17 protein-coding genes are annotated in these 16,924 nt (G+C 71.0%); 9 read left to right on the top strand and 8 right to left on the bottom strand.

All coding sequences use genetic code 11. From position 1 onward, the window contains the following. Nucleotides 1-35 precede the first annotated feature (35 nt). Nucleotides 36-344, top strand: a complete 309-nt coding sequence (locus ACT01A_RS26095) for an ArsR/SmtB family transcription factor (protein ID WP_445150037.1) — start codon at nucleotides 36-38, stop codon at nucleotides 342-344. Between the two features lie 27 nt (nucleotides 345-371). Here ACT01A_RS26095 and ACT01A_RS26090 read toward each other — a convergent pair whose 3' ends face one another. The 3 genes from ACT01A_RS26090 to ACT01A_RS26080 are packed head-to-tail and all read right to left on the bottom strand — an operon-like array spanning nucleotide 372 to nucleotide 4,080. After that, nucleotides 372-1,949, bottom strand: coding sequence for a hypothetical protein (locus tag ACT01A_RS26090; protein WP_445150036.1), 1,578 nt, complete (start codon nucleotides 1,947-1,949; stop codon nucleotides 372-374). Further along, nucleotides 1,946-2,656, bottom strand: coding sequence for a PilW family protein (locus tag ACT01A_RS26085; protein WP_445150035.1), 711 nt, complete (start codon nucleotides 2,654-2,656; stop codon nucleotides 1,946-1,948). Before ACT01A_RS26085 ends, ACT01A_RS26090 begins: the two co-directional genes overlap by 4 nt. After that, complete coding sequence (locus tag ACT01A_RS26080) at nucleotides 2,653-4,080, bottom strand: hypothetical protein (RefSeq protein WP_445150034.1); 1,428 nt, start codon at nucleotides 4,078-4,080, stop codon at nucleotides 2,653-2,655. Before ACT01A_RS26080 ends, ACT01A_RS26085 begins: the two co-directional genes overlap by 4 nt. Nucleotides 4,081-4,315: 235 nt before the next feature. Here ACT01A_RS26080 and ACT01A_RS26075 point away from each other — a divergent pair, with 235 nt between their 5' ends. From ACT01A_RS26075 to ACT01A_RS26045, 7 genes are all read left to right on the top strand, one after another. Continuing rightward, nucleotides 4,316-5,530: an ROK family transcriptional regulator gene (locus ACT01A_RS26075; RefSeq protein WP_445150033.1), complete on the top strand. Its 1,215-nt coding sequence runs from the start codon at nucleotides 4,316-4,318 to the stop codon at nucleotides 5,528-5,530. Between the two features lie 57 nt (nucleotides 5,531-5,587). Continuing rightward, nucleotides 5,588-6,727, top strand: coding sequence for an ABC transporter substrate-binding protein (locus tag ACT01A_RS26070; RefSeq protein WP_445150032.1), 1,140 nt, complete (start codon nucleotides 5,588-5,590; stop codon nucleotides 6,725-6,727). Between the two features lie 28 nt (nucleotides 6,728-6,755). After that, entirely contained in the window at nucleotides 6,756-7,538 is a 783-nt protein-coding gene (locus tag ACT01A_RS26065) for an ATP-binding cassette domain-containing protein (protein WP_445150031.1), read from the top strand. Further along, nucleotides 7,535-8,782, top strand: a complete 1,248-nt coding sequence (locus ACT01A_RS26060) for a sugar ABC transporter permease (RefSeq protein ID WP_445150030.1) — start codon at nucleotides 7,535-7,537, stop codon at nucleotides 8,780-8,782. The genes ACT01A_RS26065 and ACT01A_RS26060 overlap by 4 nt, the downstream gene beginning before the upstream one ends. 124 nt (nucleotides 8,783-8,906) lie before the next feature. Beyond that, nucleotides 8,907-9,680 carry a DeoR/GlpR family DNA-binding transcription regulator gene (locus ACT01A_RS26055; RefSeq protein ID WP_445150029.1) on the top strand — a complete coding sequence of 258 codons (774 nt, stop codon included), beginning with the start codon at nucleotides 8,907-8,909 and terminating at the stop codon, nucleotides 9,678-9,680. Then, complete coding sequence (locus tag ACT01A_RS26050) at nucleotides 9,677-10,849, top strand: MFS transporter (RefSeq protein WP_445150028.1); 1,173 nt, start codon at nucleotides 9,677-9,679, stop codon at nucleotides 10,847-10,849. Before ACT01A_RS26055 ends, ACT01A_RS26050 begins: the two co-directional genes overlap by 4 nt. Further along, the gene (locus ACT01A_RS26045; protein ID WP_445150027.1) at nucleotides 10,846-11,469 is read left to right on the top strand and encodes an HAD-IA family hydrolase; all 624 of its coding nucleotides are present in this window, start codon (nucleotides 10,846-10,848) and stop codon (nucleotides 11,467-11,469) included. Before ACT01A_RS26050 ends, ACT01A_RS26045 begins: the two co-directional genes overlap by 4 nt. 33 nt (nucleotides 11,470-11,502) lie before the next feature. Here ACT01A_RS26045 and ACT01A_RS26040 read toward each other — a convergent pair whose 3' ends face one another. The 4 genes from ACT01A_RS26040 to rpsA are packed head-to-tail and all read right to left on the bottom strand — an operon-like array spanning nucleotide 11,503 to nucleotide 15,324. Next, on the bottom strand, nucleotides 11,503-12,390 hold the full coding sequence (locus tag ACT01A_RS26040) for a patatin-like phospholipase family protein (RefSeq protein ID WP_445150026.1): 888 nt from the start codon (nucleotides 12,388-12,390) through the stop codon (nucleotides 11,503-11,505). A 15-nt stretch (nucleotides 12,391-12,405) separates the two neighbouring features. Continuing rightward, nucleotides 12,406-13,065, bottom strand: coding sequence for a lytic transglycosylase domain-containing protein (locus tag ACT01A_RS26035; protein WP_445150025.1), 660 nt, complete (start codon nucleotides 13,063-13,065; stop codon nucleotides 12,406-12,408). Next, the gene (gene coaE, locus ACT01A_RS26030; RefSeq protein WP_445150024.1) at nucleotides 13,062-13,727 is read right to left on the bottom strand and encodes a dephospho-CoA kinase; all 666 of its coding nucleotides are present in this window, start codon (nucleotides 13,725-13,727) and stop codon (nucleotides 13,062-13,064) included. The genes ACT01A_RS26035 and coaE overlap by 4 nt, the downstream gene beginning before the upstream one ends. Nucleotides 13,728-13,737: 10 nt before the next feature. Further along, nucleotides 13,738-15,324: a 30S ribosomal protein S1 gene (gene rpsA / locus ACT01A_RS26025; protein WP_445150023.1), complete on the bottom strand. Its 1,587-nt coding sequence runs from the start codon at nucleotides 15,322-15,324 to the stop codon at nucleotides 13,738-13,740. Between the two features lie 97 nt (nucleotides 15,325-15,421). Here rpsA and ACT01A_RS26020 point away from each other — a divergent pair, with 97 nt between their 5' ends. Further along, the gene (locus tag ACT01A_RS26020) at nucleotides 15,422-16,588 is read left to right on the top strand and encodes an NAD(P)/FAD-dependent oxidoreductase (protein WP_445150022.1); all 1,167 of its coding nucleotides are present in this window, start codon (nucleotides 15,422-15,424) and stop codon (nucleotides 16,586-16,588) included. On the opposite strand, the gene ACT01A_RS26015 is transcribed toward ACT01A_RS26020, so the two are convergent. After that, nucleotides 16,585-16,860 (bottom strand): hypothetical protein, encoded by a 276-nt coding sequence (locus tag ACT01A_RS26015; protein ID WP_445150021.1) that lies wholly within the window; start codon nucleotides 16,858-16,860, stop codon nucleotides 16,585-16,587. The two genes, ACT01A_RS26020 and ACT01A_RS26015, sit on opposite strands and share 4 nt — an antisense overlap. Between the last annotated feature and the right edge of the window lie 64 nt (nucleotides 16,861-16,924).

The raw sequence follows: 16,924 nt of genomic DNA, 5'->3' as shown, positions 1-16,924 counted from the left end.
CGACGCGCGTCGAACCAGGCGCTATCCTTTCCTGCGTGGAACTGCACCAGCCCGCGGTCGAGGAGCTCGACCTCACCACCATCCTCCAGGCGCTCGGCGATCCCGTGCGGCTCTCGATCGTGCGCGAGCTGGCCGTCACCGGCGAGCAGGTCTGCGGCTCGATGGCGCTGAGCGTGTCGAAGTCGACGCGCTCCCACCACTTCAAGACCCTCCGCGAGGCCGGCCTCACCGAGACCCGCATCGAGGGCACGCACCGGCACATCTCGCTGCGCCGCGACGACGTCGAGTCCCGCTTCCCGGGCCTCCTCGACGCCGTCCTACAGCCGCAGCCCGCGGCGCTCTAGGCGCCGCGCGGCCGCGACCCGCGCCCGCTACGTGCCGACCGGCGTCTGCTCGGTCACGCGCAGCAGGTTCCAGTTGACCGTGACCGGGTCCAGGAAGTTCGGCGGCTCGCGGTAGCGCAACCGGTCGTCGTAGTTGTAGTCCTTGACGTAACCGGTCGACGCGCTGCCGCCGGAGCCCGTGCCGACCGCACCACGCCACTTCTGGGCGATGGCCCCGCGGACGGTGATGTTGCCCAGCGCCGAGCCGCAGCCCCAGTTGTCGTTGATCCAGGCGCCCGTGGTCGCGAGGATCGCGGCCTCGACCGTCGAGACCGGCGTGCTGAGGACGTTGTTGCCGCAGTCGTTGCCGTTCCACGTGACCGGGTGGTAGATCCGCACGAACTGGTTGGCCACCAGGCCCATGAGGCCGTCGCCGGAGTGCGTGAGGTTGCCGACCACGACGATGTCGTTGGCGGCGCCGATCGTGACGTTCTTGCCGTAGGTGCCCTTGACGCCGACGTCGCCGCAGGTCGAGGGGTTGTTGTACTTCTGGTAGTAGCTGTAGCCCACCGAGCAGCTGCCGCTGTTGGCCACCCAGATCGTGGTGTCCGTGGCGAGCGTGACCGTCGACGTCGCCGTGCCGGTGCACGTCAGGTTGCTGAACACGCTCATCGTGTCGTTGGCGTTGAACTGCAGGCAGGTCGTGCCGGAGTAGGTCCGGTCGGCCACCGACGACAGCGCGGTGTTGCTGTCCGGCAGGTCCACGGACTTCGGCGGGTACTGCAGCGCGCCGGCCCAGTTCGGGCTGCCGGAGCAGCCGGAGTTCTGGACGTAGGCGTTGCTCGAGCTGGTCGAGCCGAGGACCTCGATCTTGTCGGCCGCGGTGCGGCCGAACGTCGGCGCGCCGCAGACCAGCAGGCTGTCGTCCTCGGTGTGCAGCGGGCCCTTGATCGCGTCGGTGCCGATGAACTGGATCGCCGTGCAGCCGCTCGGGCGCAGGCCGCGGCGCTGGTCGCAGTTGGCCGCCGCCCACGACACGCTCTGGCCCTGTGCGGTGTAGGCCGCCGGCGGCGAGGTCTCGCGCTTGGTGTAGTAGATGTAGTCCAGGAAGCCGGAGCGCCGGAACGTCGCGACGACCTGGCGCTGCCGGCCGGCGTAGCGGCCGGTGGAGCGGATCGTCAGGACGCCGTCGTCGAGCAGGCGGCTGCCGGCCGCGGCGACCGTGCACGGCTTGGTGGTGTCGATCGGCATCAGCTCGATCGCGAACTTCTCCTGCTGGGTGGTGTCCGTCGCGGTGAAGTCGGTGTCGGAGCCGCCGACCAGGCGCCACGCGTTGCGCGTGCCCTTGTTCTGGACGAAGTCCGGGACCTCGCTGGACTGCGCGTGCCCGCACTTGGCCCAGTAGTTGGTGTCGGTCGCGAGCTGGTAGGCGTACCACTGCACGCCGGCCTCGGCGGCCTCGTAGGCGCGCTTGCGCTCCAGGTCCTGCCGGCCGTAGGGCAGGTCCTGGTTCGCGGCGGCCCAGGCGCCGACGGCGAACAGCCCGAGGATCATCATCGAGACGGTGACCGCGACCAGCGTGAAGCCGCTGTCGTCGGCGAAGGAGCGGCGGAGGCGACTGATCATGGGCACGTGGTCTGGTCGACGGGATCGGACGTGGCGACCGCGCCTTGGCCATAGACGACCGTGCGGCGCTTGTCATCGGTCTTGGTCCGCGCGGAGTTGGTCTGCAGCTTCACGTTGACCCGGACCACCTTGTAGGCGTTGGCGGTCGAGATCGGGACCGCGAGCGGCGCGGTCTCGTCGATCGTGCCGCTCGCCGTGAACGAGTAGTAGTTGAAGATCGAGTCGCCGGCGGGCGCCTGCACGTTGTCGACCAGGCGCTTGGTCGACGTCGGCGTCGTCGGGAAGGTCAGGTTGCTGCCCATGGTCCCAGTGCCCTGGTACGTGTACTGCGTCAGGGTCTTGGCGGTCGGGTCGTAGGTCAGCGTGTACTTCGCGGGCGTCAGCGCGTTGCCGTCGAGATCGGCGTAGAACGTGATCGAGTTCGCGGTGCTGCCGGCGACGACCGGCGGCGTGGCGGCCTGGCCCTGGTCCTCGTCGGGGCTGATCAGGCAGACCTGCGAGTTCAGCAGCGTCGTGACGCGGTCCATCGCGATCCGCGCGCGGGACGTGCTGTCGACGCGGTCGAGGATGCGCCCGGACGCGGTCAGCCCGGTGGTGAAGACGGTCATGACGCCGGTCAGCACGACGCCGCCGATGGCCATCGCGGCCAGCAGCTCGACGAGGCTGAAGCCGGCGTCCTCGCGGATGAAGCGGCGGAAGAAGGTCATGATGTCGCTACCGAGCAGAGGCCCGTGACGCCGGTGCCGCCGCTGACCTTGGTGTAGTCCAAGGTCGGGGTCGCGGTGGTGGGCGACGGGCTGCCGTTGGCCGGGGTGTTGTTGTACGCGTTCGACGCGGCCGGGTAGACGTAGCGCCGGCCGGCGGCCTGGGTCGAGGCCCCGTTGTCGATGCAGTAGGTGTAGATGCCGTAGGGCGCGTCGAAGGTGGTGGACATCGCCACCGTCGAGCTGTTGGCGGCCTGCAGCGCCGTCGGCGCGAAGGCCCTGTCGCAGCCGGCCATGTCGGCCGACGTGGAGCTCGGCAGCAGGTACACGCCGACCTTCTGGTTGTTGGGCGCGCCGCTGACCTTGATCGTCGCCTGGCGCATGTAGGCCGTCCCGATCGCGGCGGTGCCCGGGTCGGGCGCGACCGAGGAGAGCGGGAAGGTGGTCCCGAAGCCGCCGTCGTAGAGCGCCGGGTTGTTGCCCGCGCAGTTGCCGGCGTAGACCTGGTAGCCGCCGATGAACGGGTAGAGGCTGGTGCCGCTGCCGGCGTTGGTGGCGTTCCACAGGTAGGTCCCGAGGAAGTCGACGCCCTGGCCGGCGCTCACGCTGTAGGAGGTCCAGCCGGCGGTGGTCGGCGTCGTGGACGGCAGGCCGGAGACCTCGCGGAACATCGGGACCGGCGTGATCTTCGCCGGGATGTCGTAGCCGACCGTCTTGGACGCCGTGGTGCCCTTGGTCACCGTGGCGACGTAGATGCCGGGCGTCGCGCCGGACGTCGCGATGTAGCCGGACTTGCTGTAGGTCACGTTGTAGGTGCCGGGCGGGACGCTCGTGAAGACGACGCAGCCCGCGGCGGAGGTGACCAGCGTCTGGCCGTTCATGACGACCGACACACCCGCGACCGGGCTGCCGGCGGCGGTGAGGACCTTCAGCGAGAAGGCGCCCGCGGTGATCGCGACCTCGCCCGAGCGCGGGACGAGCAGCGTCTCCGCGGTGACGGGCTTGACGGCGCCCATGCCCGGCCACGTGACCGTCGAGGTCAGGCGCACGTACTGACCGGGGTTGCCGGTCGAGGGCTTGGTGCAGGTGGTCAGCACGCCCGCGGCCGACGTCCACTCGCCCTTGGAGGTCACCGTGTAGTTGATGTTGTCGACGCCGCGCGTGGTGGCGGTCGTCGTGAAGTTCGTCGAGGTCGTGAACTTCGTCTGCCGCATCCGGCCGAGGTCGGCCGAGGCGAGCGCGGAGGCGATGCCCTTCGAGCGCTGCTGCGACGAGGACGCCTGCGAGTTGTCGATCAGCGAGAGCGTGGCGAGCGCGAGGCCGATCAACAGCACCGCGCTGACCATGACCTCGATCAGCGCGAAGCCGTCCTCGGCCGCGAACGGCTGCGAAGACCTCGGTCCACCCCTGCGTGGCGTGACGTGCATCACTCCCACCAGGTCGGCAAGACCAAGCCCCCAATGAAGGCCAGGCGGACGAACGTCCAGGCGTCCGCTACCGGACTCGAACCTCCGTCCAGGCCGATCGGGCGGAGCAAGTGCGGTGACTAGCCCAAGTGGGCGGTGGTTCATCCGGAGAGTGAGCGAAGCCAGCGACGCTTAACGCGGAGTTCGTTCTTTCTCTTGACAAACCTCTCTGGCAGGTGAGAGGGTGACCAGTGAGATGGGTCACGAAGGGTCCGGATCGCTCGAGTCCCTGCGCGAGCGAAACCGCCGGAGGGTGCTGAGTGCACTCCGGGTCGCGGGGATCACCAGCCGGGCCGAGCTTGCTCGGCGCACGGGTCTGTCCCGTACGACCGTGTCCTCGCTGATCGGCGACCTCGTCCGCGACGGCCTCGTCGCCGAGCGCGTCGACCACTCCGCCGCGCCCGGCGCGCAAGGTGGCCGCCCGCCGGTCCTCGTCTCGCTGGACCGCCGCGCCGGCGCCGCCGTCGGCGTCGACTTCGGCAAGTCGCACGTGACCGTGGCTGTGGCGGACCTCGGCCATACCGTCCTCGCCGAGATGCGGCGCGAGCTGCCGAGCGACCACCGCGCCGAGCAGGGCCTCGACGCCGCGGCCGAGCTCGTCGACGCCGCGCTGACCGAGGCGGCCGTCGATCGCTCGTGCGTCTTGGGCGTCGGGATGGGCCTGCCGGGCCCGGTCCACGCGGACACCGGCACGGTCGGCTCGACCTCGATCCTGCCCGGCTGGGTCGGGGTCACGGCCGCGCGCGCGATGAGCGACCGCCTCAACCTGCCGGTCCGCGTCGACAACGACGCCAACCTCGGCGCGCTGGCCGAGCACGTCTGGGGCGCCGGCGACGGCGTCGAGGACATGATCTACCTCAAGCTCGCGACCGGCATCGGCGCGGGCCTCGTCCTGCGCGGGCGGCTGTACGTCGGCGTCGGCGGCACCGCCGGCGAGATCGGCCACACGATCATCGACGAGCACGGCCCCGTCTGCCGCTGCGCCAACCGCGGCTGCTTGGAGACCCTGGCCTCCGGCGCCGCCACGGTCGACCTCCTTCGCCCCACGCTGGGCGAGGACCTCACGCTCGGCCGCGTCGTCGAGCTGACGATCGAGGGCCACCCGGCCGCCACGCGCGTCGTCGCCGACGCAGGCCGCCACATCGGCCGCGCCGTCGCCAACCTGGTGAACCTGCTCAACCCGAGCCGCGTCGTCGTCGGCGGCGAGATGGCCGCGTGCGGCGACGTCCTGCTCGACCCGCTGCGCGCCGAGTGCCAGCGCCACGCGATCTCCAGCGCGGGCGACGACGTCGAGATCCACCACGGACCGCTCGGCGATCGTGCGCAGGTCCTGGGAGCGCTCGCGCTCGTACTCCAGGACGCGGAGACGTTCTCCACGCCGGTCGACCACCTCGCCGAGGCTCAGGCGTGAACACACAAGCTTCCCCCATTCCCTGTCCCCTGCACCTCGAGGAGGAGCGTGCTTTCCATGCGTAGTACGAAGTGGGTGTCGGTCATCGCGGCCGCCGCCCTCACGTTCGGCGTCGCAGCCTGCGGCGACGACGACAACGACAGCGGCAGCTCGGGCTCCGGCTCGACCGCCGCCAGCACGACGGCCGACAGCGGCGCCGGCGGCAAGAGCGGCAAGGTCGCTCTGCTCCTGCCCGAGTCGAAGACCGCTCGTTACGAGTCCCAGGACCGCCCGAACTTCGAGCGCAAGCTCAAGGAAGTCTGCGCGGACTGCGAGATCATCTACTCCAACGCCGACCAGGACGCGTCCAAGCAGCAGCAGCAGGCTGAGGCTGCGCTGACGCAGGGCGCCAAGGTGCTCGTGCTCGACCCGGTCGACTCCGCCTCGGCGGCGGCGATCGTGACGCGCGCGCAGCAGTCGAAGGTCCCGGTCATCTCCTATGACCGCCTGATCCTCAACTCGAAGCCCGACTACTACATCTCGTTCGACAACGAGAAGGTCGGCAAGCTTCAGGGCCAGTCGCTCGTCGACAAGCTCAAGGAGGACGGCAAGTCCGGCTCGATCGTCATGATCAACGGCGCCCCGACCGACAACAACGCCAAGCTGTTCAAGGCCGGCGCGCACTCGGTGATCGACGGCTCCGGCTTCAAGGTCGCCAAGGAGTACGACACGCCTGACTGGTCGCCGGACAAGGCGCAGTCGGAGATGGAGCAGGCCATCACGGCGCTGGGCAAGACCGGCTTCGTGGGCGTCTACTCCGCCAACGACGGCAACGCCGGCGGCATCATCGCCGCGATGAAGTCCAACGGCGTCGACCCCAAGAAGATCCCGATCACGGGTCAGGACGCCGAGCTGGCCGGCATTCAGCGCATCGTCGCCGGCGAGCAGTACATGACGGTCTACAAGGCCATCAAGCCGGAGGCCGAGGCCGCCGCGCAGCTCGCCTACGACCTGCTCAACGGCAAGACCCCGGACGCCTCCACGGTGAACGGCAAGACCAACAACGGCCAGGCCGACATCCCGTCGATCCTGCTCGACCCGGTCGCCATCACGGTGAAGGACATCAACGACACGATCATCAAGGATGGCTTCTGGAAGGCCAGCGAGATCTGCAAGGGGCAGTACGCTGCCGCCTGCAAGTCCGCCGGCATCCAGTAACCACCTGAACTAGAGGGAGTTGCCCGAGATGGCAGAGACCACGCCCCTGTTGGAACTGCGGGGGATCACGAAGCGGTTCGGTGCGGTTCGCGCGCTGAACGGCGTGGATTTCCGGGTCATGCCCGGCGAGGTCGTTGGCCTCGTCGGTGACAATGGCGCCGGCAAGTCCACGCTCGTCAAGGTCATCTCGGGCATCCATCCCGGGGACGAGGGCGAGTACCTGTGGGAAGGGCAGAAGACCTCTGTCAGCACCCCCACAGACGCCACCGGCCTTGGGATCGCGACGGTGTACCAGGACCTCGCGTTGTGCGACAACCTGGACGTCGTCGAGAACCTGTTCCTCGGACAGGAGGCCCTCTCCGGGGGCCTCCTGGACGAGGTGACCATGGAGAAGAAGGCCAACGACCTGCTCGCCGAGCTGTCGGTCACGACGATCCAGTCGGTCCGCGGCGAGGTCGGCGCGATGTCCGGCGGTCAGCGGCAGTCGGTCGCGATCGCCCGCTCGCTGCTCGGCGACCCCAAGATGGTGATCTTGGATGAGCCCACCGCCGCGCTCGGCGTCGCGCAGACCGCCCAGGTCCTCGCGCTGATCAAGCGCCTGAAGTCGCGTGGGCTCGGCGTCATCGTCATCTCCCACAACCTTCGCGACGTGTTCGAGGTCGTCGACCGGATCTGGGTCATGCGCCTGGGTTCCAACGGCGGCGAGTTCGACGTCGCCACCGCCACCGAGCAGGAGGTGGTGTCCGCCATCACGGGCCTCACCGGTGGTAACGGAAACAGCACCAAGACGGAAGGAACGGTGTCCCAGTGAGCACCACCGAGACGCCCACCCCGCCGCCGACCGAGCCGGATCCCGGCGCTGCCGCGGCGACCAAGGAGTCGATGCCGGTCAGCGGCAAGGACCTGCTGAACCGCATCCGGACCGGTGACCTCGGGTCGCTGCGCGTCCTGCTGCTGCTCGCGATCGTCTGGATCATCTTCCAGTCGCAGGAGTCGCGGTTCCTCAGCTCCACCAACATCGTCAACCTGTCGCTGCAGATCACCGCGGTCGCGCTGATCTCCGTCGGCGTCGTGCTCGTCCTGCTGCTCGGCGAGATCGACCTGTCGGTCGGCGCGGTCTCGGGCGTCACGGCCGCGATCGTCGCGGTGCTGAGCGTCAAGCACGGCTGGGGCCCGGTCCCGGCGATCCTCGCGGGCCTCGCGGTCGGCGCGGCGATCGGCATGTTCCAGGGCTTCATCTCGACGCGGTTCGGGATACCCACGTTCGTCGTCACGTTGGCGGGCCTATTGGGCTGGCAGGGCCTGCAGTTGAAGGTCTTGGGCGAGACCGGCACGGTCAACCTCGAGCCGGGCCTGCTGACCGACCTGGCCGGCAAGTTCCTGGCCCACAGCACCGGCTGGATCGTCGCGATCGTCTGCGTCGTGCTCTACGGGCTGGCGACGCTGCGCGGCTACCAGAAGCGCGTGGCCTCGGGCCTCAGCGCGCCGCCGGTCGTCCTGGTGTTCATCCGCATCGGCGCCGTCGCCTTGGCCGCGTTCCTGTTCGTGTACGTCGTCAACAAGGACCGCGGCGTCCCGGTCGCCGTGCTGATCCTGCTTGGCTTCGTCGCCGCGTTCGACTTCATGACGCGACGGACCAAGTTCGGCCGCCACATCTACGCGGTCGGCGGCAACATGGAGGCCGCGCGCCGTGCGGGCATCGCGGTCTTCAAGGTGCGCGTGATCGTCTTCACGCTCGCGTCCACGATGGCCGCCGTCGGCGGCATCATGGCCGCCTCGCGCCTGCTGGCCGTCAACCAGTCCAGCGGCGGCTCCGACCTGCTGCTGAACTCGATCGCGGGCCCGGTCATCGCGGGCACGTCGCTGTTCGGCGGCCGCGGCAACGTCTGGTCAGCCTTGCTGGGTGCTTTGGTCATCGGGTCCATCTCAAACGGCATGGACCTGCTGGCCTACACCTCGGCCACAAAGTTCATGGTGACCGGCGCCGTCCTCTTGGGCGCCGTCGTCCTGGACTCCGCCGCGCGGATGGGCCGCGCGGCTTCCGGTCGCGTCTGACCCACTCGTCGGGCGACCGGCATCCGCAGCACCTTGGACGGGGCGGCTCTTCGGAGCCGCCCCGTCCGCGTTGAGCGGACGTCTCGCGGTTGACCCTCGCACGCTTGCGGTAATCTGCGGTGCGATGCGTGAATCTGCGGTTTTGCCCGATCAGCGCCGGGAGGCGATCCTGGAGACGCTTGCGCGGGATGGGCGCGTGGTCGCGACGCAGCTCGCGGCGGCGCTTGGCGTCAGCGACGACACGGTGCGACGCGATCTCGACGAGCTGGCGGCGTCCGGTCGTGTCCGGCGGGTGCGCGGTGGCGCGCTGCCGAGCGAGGCCGACACCCCGTCGCGGATGGTCGACCGCCAGGAGCGGCACACGCCGGAGAAGGAACGGGTGGCGGCGCGGACCGCGGAGCTGCTGGCGGGCGAGACGGTCATTGGGCTGGCGGGCGGCTCGACGTGCTTGGCGATCGCGCGGCGGCTGGCGACCGACGGCGTCGCGCGGCAGGTGCTGACGACCGCGCCGGACATCGCGCTGGCGCTCGCCGACGCGCCCGGCGAGGTGCTGCTCGCAGGCGGTCGGCTGGAGCCGGACTCGCGGACGACCGTGGGCACCGAGGCGATCGACGCGGTCCGGCGCTTTCGGCCGAGCGTCGCGGTGCTGGGCGTCTGCTCGCTGCACCCGGCGATCGGGCTGACGACGTACTGCGCGGGCGAGGCGGAGGTCCTGCGCGAGCAGGCGCGCTGCGCCGGGCGCCTGCTGGTCGCGACGGAGTCCGCCAAGCTCGGCTCGACGGCGGCGCACGTGGTCGCCCCGGCTGACGGCGTCGCGCAGCTCGTCACCGACGACGGCGCGCCCGACGAGGAGCTGCGCGCGCTGCGGGCGCTGGGCGTCGAGGTCGTGGTCGCGTGAGCGCGGCGCAGGTCTCCCCTCGGTTTGCCATCACCTTGCTGTTCACGCTCAACGGCGTGATGCTCGGCAGCTGGGGCGCACGGATCCCGGCGATCCAGGACCGGCTCGACGTCGGGCCGGGAGCGCTGGCGATCGCGCTGGCGTGCCTGGCCGGCGGCGCGCTGATCGCGATGCCGGCCGCCGGGCGGGTCGTGGCGACGCGCGGCAGCGCGACCGTCCTGCGCTTCGCGGTCGTGACGCTCGGCGTGTTGTTGGTGTTGCCGGCGGTGATGCCGACGCTGGCGCTGGTCGCGGTCGCGACGTTCTTCGTCGGCGTGTCCAACGGCGCCTACGACGTGGCGCAGAACGCCCAAGGTGTAGAAGTCGAGCGCCGCGCCGACAAGGCGATCTTCTCCTCGATGCACGCCGCGTTCTCGTTCGGCGGGCTGGTCGGCGCCGGGCTCGGCGCGGCGGCGGCCGCGCTGGAGATCTCCGCGGGCGCGAACTTCGCGGTCGTCGGCGTGGCGGCGGCGCTGATCGGCACCGCGGTCTCCCCCGCGCTGATCGACGACGGGCCGCCGGTCGGACACGATGAGCCCGAGCACGACGACCACGCCGTCGCCGCGGCGGCCGCCGCACAGCGCGCGCACGTCTGGCCGCTGCGCGCGCTGGCGTTCTGCGCGCTGTTCTGCGAAGGCGCGGCGATGGACTGGTCGGCCGTGCACCTGCGCGACATCGGCGCGACGACCGCGGTCGCCGCGCTCGGCTACGGCGCGTTCTCGGTCGCGATGGCCGCCGGGCGCCTGCGCGGCGACGCGCTCGTCGAGCGCCTCGGCCCGGTGACGCTCGCGCGCCGCGGCGGCGCGCTCGCCGCCGGCGCGATGGCGGTGTCCTTGATCGTCGGGATCCCGGCCGTCGGGTTGTTGTCCTACATCGCGATTGGCGCCGGGCTGTCGGTGATCATCCCGCTGATCTTCCGCGCCGCCGCGTCGACCGGCGCCGACGCCGGCCCCGCGCTGGCCGGCGTCACGACGACCGGCTACCTCGGCCTGCTCTCCGGCCCGCCGATCATCGGCGCGGTCGCCTCCTTCACGTCCGTCCCGGGCGCGCTGGTCCTCGCCGTCGTGGCCGCCGCGGCGGTCGCCTTCGGCGCGCCGCTCCTCCGAACCCCAACCCCGGTGCCCGCATGACCACCAAGATCTCCGCGATCCTCTCCGACCTCGACGGCGTCCTCGTCGACTCCGGCGACTCCATCGAGACGACATGGACAACTTGGGCCGTCTCGCGCGGCGTCGACCCCGAGCGCCTGCGCGGCCGCATCCACGGCCGCCCGGCGGGCGACGTGATCCGCGAGGTCGCGCCGCACCTCGACCCGGCCGAGGAGGGCGCGGCGGTCTCCCAGATGGACATCGACGGCCCGCCCGCCAAGCTGCTGGACGGCGCGCGCCGCCTGCTCAACGACGACCTCGGCATCCCCGTCGCGGTCGTGACCTCCTGCCCCGACGCGCTCGCACACGTGCGGCTGGAGGCGGCGGCGCTGCGCGTCCCCGACGTGCTCGTCACCGCCGACCGCGTCTCCCGCGGCAAGCCCGACCCCGAGGGCTACCGGCTCGCCGCCACCGAGCTCGGCGTCGACCTGGTGGACGCCGTCGTCTTCGAGGACGCGCCGGCGGGGATCGCCGCGGCGAAGGCGGCGGGCGCGCGCGTGATCGGCATCACGACCACGCACCCGACCGACGAGCTGCTCGCCGCGGGCGCGGACGAGACGGCCGCGTCGGTGGCGGACGCGCTGGAGCGGCTCGCGCTCTAAGGCCTCGGCCCGAGGTGGAGAGCCGACCGGCGGCTAGCGCCAGAGCGCGGCGAACTGCTCGGCCAGGGCGGTGCCCTGATCGTGGCCTGCTCGCGCGGCGGCGGGACGCAGCGACAGGTCCATCGCGTTGGCGCCGAACATGTGCTCGGAGTCGCTGTCCGGGAAGATCATCTCGACGCTGCTGCCGCCGGCGCGCAGCTCGTCGACCTGCGCGGCGAGCTGCATGCCCCACTCCAGCGGGTGCCGGGTCTTGCCGCCGAACGGCGACAGCACCAGCACCTGCTCGTAGCCGGCGGCCAGATCGGCGTTTTCGTTGCGCCGGTAGCCGCCGTCGATGTAGCGGTTGTCGCCGATCTTGTAGGCGAAGCCACTCGCGCAGCTGGCGGCCACGGCGTCGGCCAGGTCGACCCCGCTGTTGCGGTCGAACACGACCGGCTCGCCGGTGTGCGCGTCGACCGCGGTGATCAGCACGGTGCGCTCCGGCCAGTGCGAGCTGGGCAGTCGAGCGGCGACGATCTCGCGCCATCGCGCGCTCCGCGAGCCGTCTGATGCCGCGTCCAGGTCGAGCGCCGCCGCACCCATCCGACGGCGCATGTCGGCCGCGTCCTGCGCGGCGGCGATGATCGCGCTCGTCCGTTGCAGGTGGTCGACCACCGGGCCGGCCGGCCCAGCCGGCGCGCGTGACGGGCGCGCGGGCGCAGGTGCGGCGGCGACGGTCGCGGCGTAGAGCTCGGCCAACGGCGCGCCCGTGATCTGCGCCGCGGCCGTCGACCCGGCCGAGGTCCCGACGATCAGATCAGCCTCGGTCACGTCCCACCCGCCATCGGCCAAGCCGGCGACGACGCCGATCAACCACGCGTTGCCGGTCGACCCGCCGCCGCCGAGGACCAGCGCCCGCCCGCCCCGCTCGCCCGCGTGCATCCGCCGCGTGACGTCCTACAGCCCCAGCTCGTGCCGGTAGGCCGAGCGGTACTGCTTGCGCGCGTCCATGACCTTCGTGACGTAGCTGCGCGTCTCGCCGAAGGGGATCGCGGAGATGTTGAGGTCCTTGTCCTTGGCGCGCGCGGCGGCGATCCACTTGTCGACGTTGCCCTCGCCGGCGTTGTAGGCGGCGAGCACGAGCGGGATGTCGTCGCCGTAGCGGTTCATCAAGTACCTCAAGTAGAACGCGCCGTAGGCGATGTTGACCTGCGGCGTGCCGAGGTCGGAGGTCTTGAAGGCGGTGCCGCCGGACTTCTGGGCGATGTAGTGGGCGGTCGCGGGCGTGAGCTGCATCAGGCCCTGCGCGCCAGCCGAGGAGGTGCGGCCGTCGATGAAGTGCGACTCGGCGTAGATGACGCCGGCGATCAGCGCTGGGTCGAGGTCCTTGTCGTGCGCCTGCTGGCGGATGATGTCCTCGTGACGCAGCGGCAGGGAGATCTCCTTGACCGCGTGGTGGAACGCCGGGCGGATGATCAGGACCGCGCACAGCGCCAGCCCCGCGGCGGCGAGGATCGCCAGGCCGCGGCGACGGCGCAGCTGCGCCTGGCGGCGGGCGGCGACGCGCGACGGCGCGCGGCGGCTACGGTGCGTGCTGGTGGCGGTGCGGGTGCTCATCGTGCGGAGGTCAGCTTGCCAAGCACGGAGGACAGCGCCGCCTCCAGGTCAGCCTCCGTACCGTCGTTGCGCACCACGAACGTCGCACGTTGCGCCTTCTCGTCCTGGGTGAGTTGGCGGGCAGCGCGCTCGTCGACAGCCTCGTGCCCACGCGCGGCCGCGCGCGCGGCGCGCACGTCCTCGTCAGCGACGACCGCGATCGTCGCGTCGTACATCTGATCCATCCCGGCCTCGAACAGCAGCGGCGTCTCCACCACCGCAGCCTTCGGCGCCGGGTCGGCGGACTCCTGCTCGACGCGGAACGCCCAGACCCGTTCGCCGACCAAGGGCCACAACAACTGCTCCAGCCACTCGCGCTCGGCCGGCGTCGCGAAGACGTGCCGGGCGATCGCGCCGCGGTCCGCCGCGCCGTCGGCGCCGATCACGTCGTCGCCCCAGCGCTCCCGCACCGCGTCGAGCACGCGGTCGGACGCGTACAGCTCGTGCACGACGGCGTCGGTCGAGATCGTCGCCGCGCCCAGCCGCCCGAGAGCGGCCAGCGCGGTCGACTTCCCCGAGCCCAGCCCGCCGGTCAGCCCGACGAACGGCACGGAAAAGACGACGGCCGCACCATCTTCGGTGCGGCCGTCGTGTGAAGCGTCCTTCTCAGGAGAGGCGGCCAAGCCGCGACTCCTAGGCCTCCGGCTCGGCGTCGGCGGCGGGCGCGGCGTCGTCCTCGGAGGCGGGAGCCTCGTCGGCGGCCGGCTCGTCGCTCGCCTCGTCGGCGGGCTCGTCAGCGGCCTCGACCTCGGCGTCAGCCTCGGCGGCGTCAGCCTCGGCAGCGGCGGGCTCCTCGGCAGCGGCCTCCTCGGCCGGCGCCTCGGCGGCCTCCGCGGAAGCCTCCGGCTCGGCGGCGGCGGCGTCCGCGTCGGCCTCAGCCGTCGCGTCGTCCGCAGCCTCGACCGGCAGCTCGGCCTCGACGGCAGCGGCGTCGTCCACGGCAACCGCCGCGTCCGGGTCGCCCTCGCCGGCGAAGACGTCCTCGCTCAGGCCGAGATCGGCCACGTCGTCGAGGTCGCCAGCCGAAGCGGCCGCAGCGGCTGCTTCGCCCGGAGCGGGCAGGCCGGCCTCGCGGGCGCGGATCTCGCTCGGGAGGATCTGGCCCTCCACGCGCTTGATCGACAGCGACAGACGGCGGCGCTCGGAGTCGATCTCGAGGATCTTCACGCGGACGACGTCGCCCGGCTGGACGACCTCACGCGGGTTCTCCACGTGATGCGCGGCCAGCTCGGAGATGTGCACCAGGCCCTCGACGCCGTCGAGGATCTCGACGAACGCGCCGAACGTGACGACCTTGGTGACCGTGCCCTCGAGCTCGTCACCCACGTTGTAGGTGTCGACAACCCGCTGCCACGGGTCTTCCTGGGTCTGCTTGAGACCCAGCGAGATGCGCTGGCGGTCGCGGTCGATGTCCAGAACCTTGACCTGGACGGTGTCGCCGATGTTGAGGATCTCGCTCGGGTGGTTGACGTGCGACCACGAGAGCTCGGAGATGTGGATGAGGCCGTCGATGCCGTTGAGGTCCACGAACGCGCCGAAGTCGACGATGTTCGAGATGACGCCCTCGACGACGAGGCCCGGCTGCAGGCGGTCCAGGATCTCCTGGCGCTGCTCCTTGCGCTCCTCCTCCAGCACCGCGCGGCGCGACAGCACCACGTTGTTGCGGGAGCGGTTGAGCTCCATCACCTTGCACTCGATGGCCTGGCCCATGTACTCGTCCAGGTTCGGCACGCGGCGGATGTCAACCAGCGAGGCGGGCAGGAAGCCACGGACGCCGAGGTCGACGATCAAGCCGCCCTTGACGACCTCGATGACCGTGCCGGTGACGGGCGTGCCCGACTCCGAAGCGGCCTCGATGTTGCGCCAAGCCTTCTCGAAGCGCGCGCGCTTCTTGGAGACGATCAGGCGGCCGTCCTGATCCTCCTTGGTGAGGACGAGGGCGTCGACTTCCTCGCCGAGCTCAACCTCATCATGGGGATCCACGTTCTTGCGGATCGAAAGCTCGTTGGAGGGGATGACCCCCTCGCTCTTGTAGCCGATGTCGACGAGGACTTCGTCTTTGTCGATGCGGACGACTTTGCCGCTGACGACGTCGCCCTCCTCGAAGGGAGAGAACGTGGCGTCGTAATTCGGGACGATGTGGCCGTCGATCTCGAGCAGCAGGCCGTCGCTGCCCTCGACGATCTTCGCCTCGGGGGTAGGTGAGATGGTCTGGGTCATGTGCGACCAGGGAGGGTAGCGCGAATCGGCACTTTCACGGCGCCCGCCCACCCCGCCGAGTCTCCACGCGCGAGGGCTGGATACGATCGACCGTCGAATGCCCGTTCGCGCGACGAAGAGAGGGGCCGAGCGCACGCCGCTCGGCGGGGACTACGACGTGGTCATCTGCGGAGCCTCCTTCGCGGGGCTTGCGGTAGCGCGCGAGCTGGCGGGCAGCAGCGCGAACGTCCTGGTCATCGACCGCTACGAGATCGGCGAGCGGCAGACGAGCGCCTGCGCGGCGCCGACCGAGTGGCTGACCAACCTCGGGCTCGGGGAGTCGATCCGCCAGACGTTCCGCGACCTCGTCGTGCACCGTCCGTCGGGCAAGGCCTACCGCTGGACGCTGCCGTGGACGTTCTCGACCTTCGACTACCGCCAGCTCTGCGAGCTGCTAGCCGCGCAGGGCGACTTCACCTTCGAGACCGCCAAGGTCGACGGCATCACGCGCGGGGCGGGCGGGATCGCCCACACCATCCACACCGACCGCGGCGACCTGCGCACCCCGCTCGTCGTCGACGCGCTCGGCTGGCGCCGTGTGCTGAGCGAGAAGCCCGACGCGATCCAGCCGCCCAACGCGCGCCTGTCCCGCGGCCTGGAGGTCCACCCGCCGGCCACCGGCGAGGACCTCGAGCTGTGGCTTGACCCCAAGTACATCGGCCCGGGCTACTCGTGGGCGTTCCCGGCCGGCGACGAGCTGCGCACCGGCGTCGGATCGTTCGATCCGCACCTGCACGTCAAGGAGCCGACGGTCCAGCTCGCCAACGACCTGGGCATCGGCACCGAGGGCGGCTACCAGGGCAACTGGATCCCCCACCGCATCCGCCCCGCCACCGGCGACGGCATCTTCTTCGCCGGCGACAGCGCCGGCCACTGCCTGCCGACGACCGCCGAGGGGATCCGCACCGCGCTCTACTTCGGCCTGGCCTGCGGCCGCGAGCTGCGCCAGGTGATCGAGGGCAGGCAGACCCGCGAGCAGGCGCTGGCCCGCTACGGCTCCTTCAGCGACGACCACCGCTGGGCGTTCGACTGGCTGTGGCGCGTGCAGTCGATCGTGTCGGGCATCAACAAGTACCCCGCGATGGACACCGCGCTGGAGATCATGACCCGGCCGAAGCTGATCGGCTGGGCGTTCCGGCACTACCTCGACATCGCGCCGCCGTCGTTCGCGCTTCAGGGCGCGCGGCCGTTCACGCGGCCGGCCGCGCTGCCCGTCGCCGCCTAGAAGCCCCGCCGCTCGCGCGCGTGGACGAGACGTGGATCGCGTTCGGCCCGCGCCCGGTGGGCGGTCAGGAACGCTCGCGCGATCCACAGCAGCAGCAGGACCACGACCGCGATCGTCAGGCCGAGCACGTCGCCAGGCGAGAACGCCCCAAGCGCCGCGAAGAACGCGTAGGCGGCGATCACCCCGATCGCCAGGACCCAGAACGCATCGGCTGCGGCGCGACCGGCGCCGGGATGGTCACGGATCGGGTGCGGCATGTGCACGGCAGCCATAGGACTCGGAACCTCCTGTGACGCTAGGGTGGCGTGTGTTCTCGTGCGGATCGTAACAAGCAGC

Source organism: Baekduia sp. Peel2402, from assembly GCF_052567285.1.
This window is presented reverse-complemented; position numbering and strand designations above follow the sequence as displayed.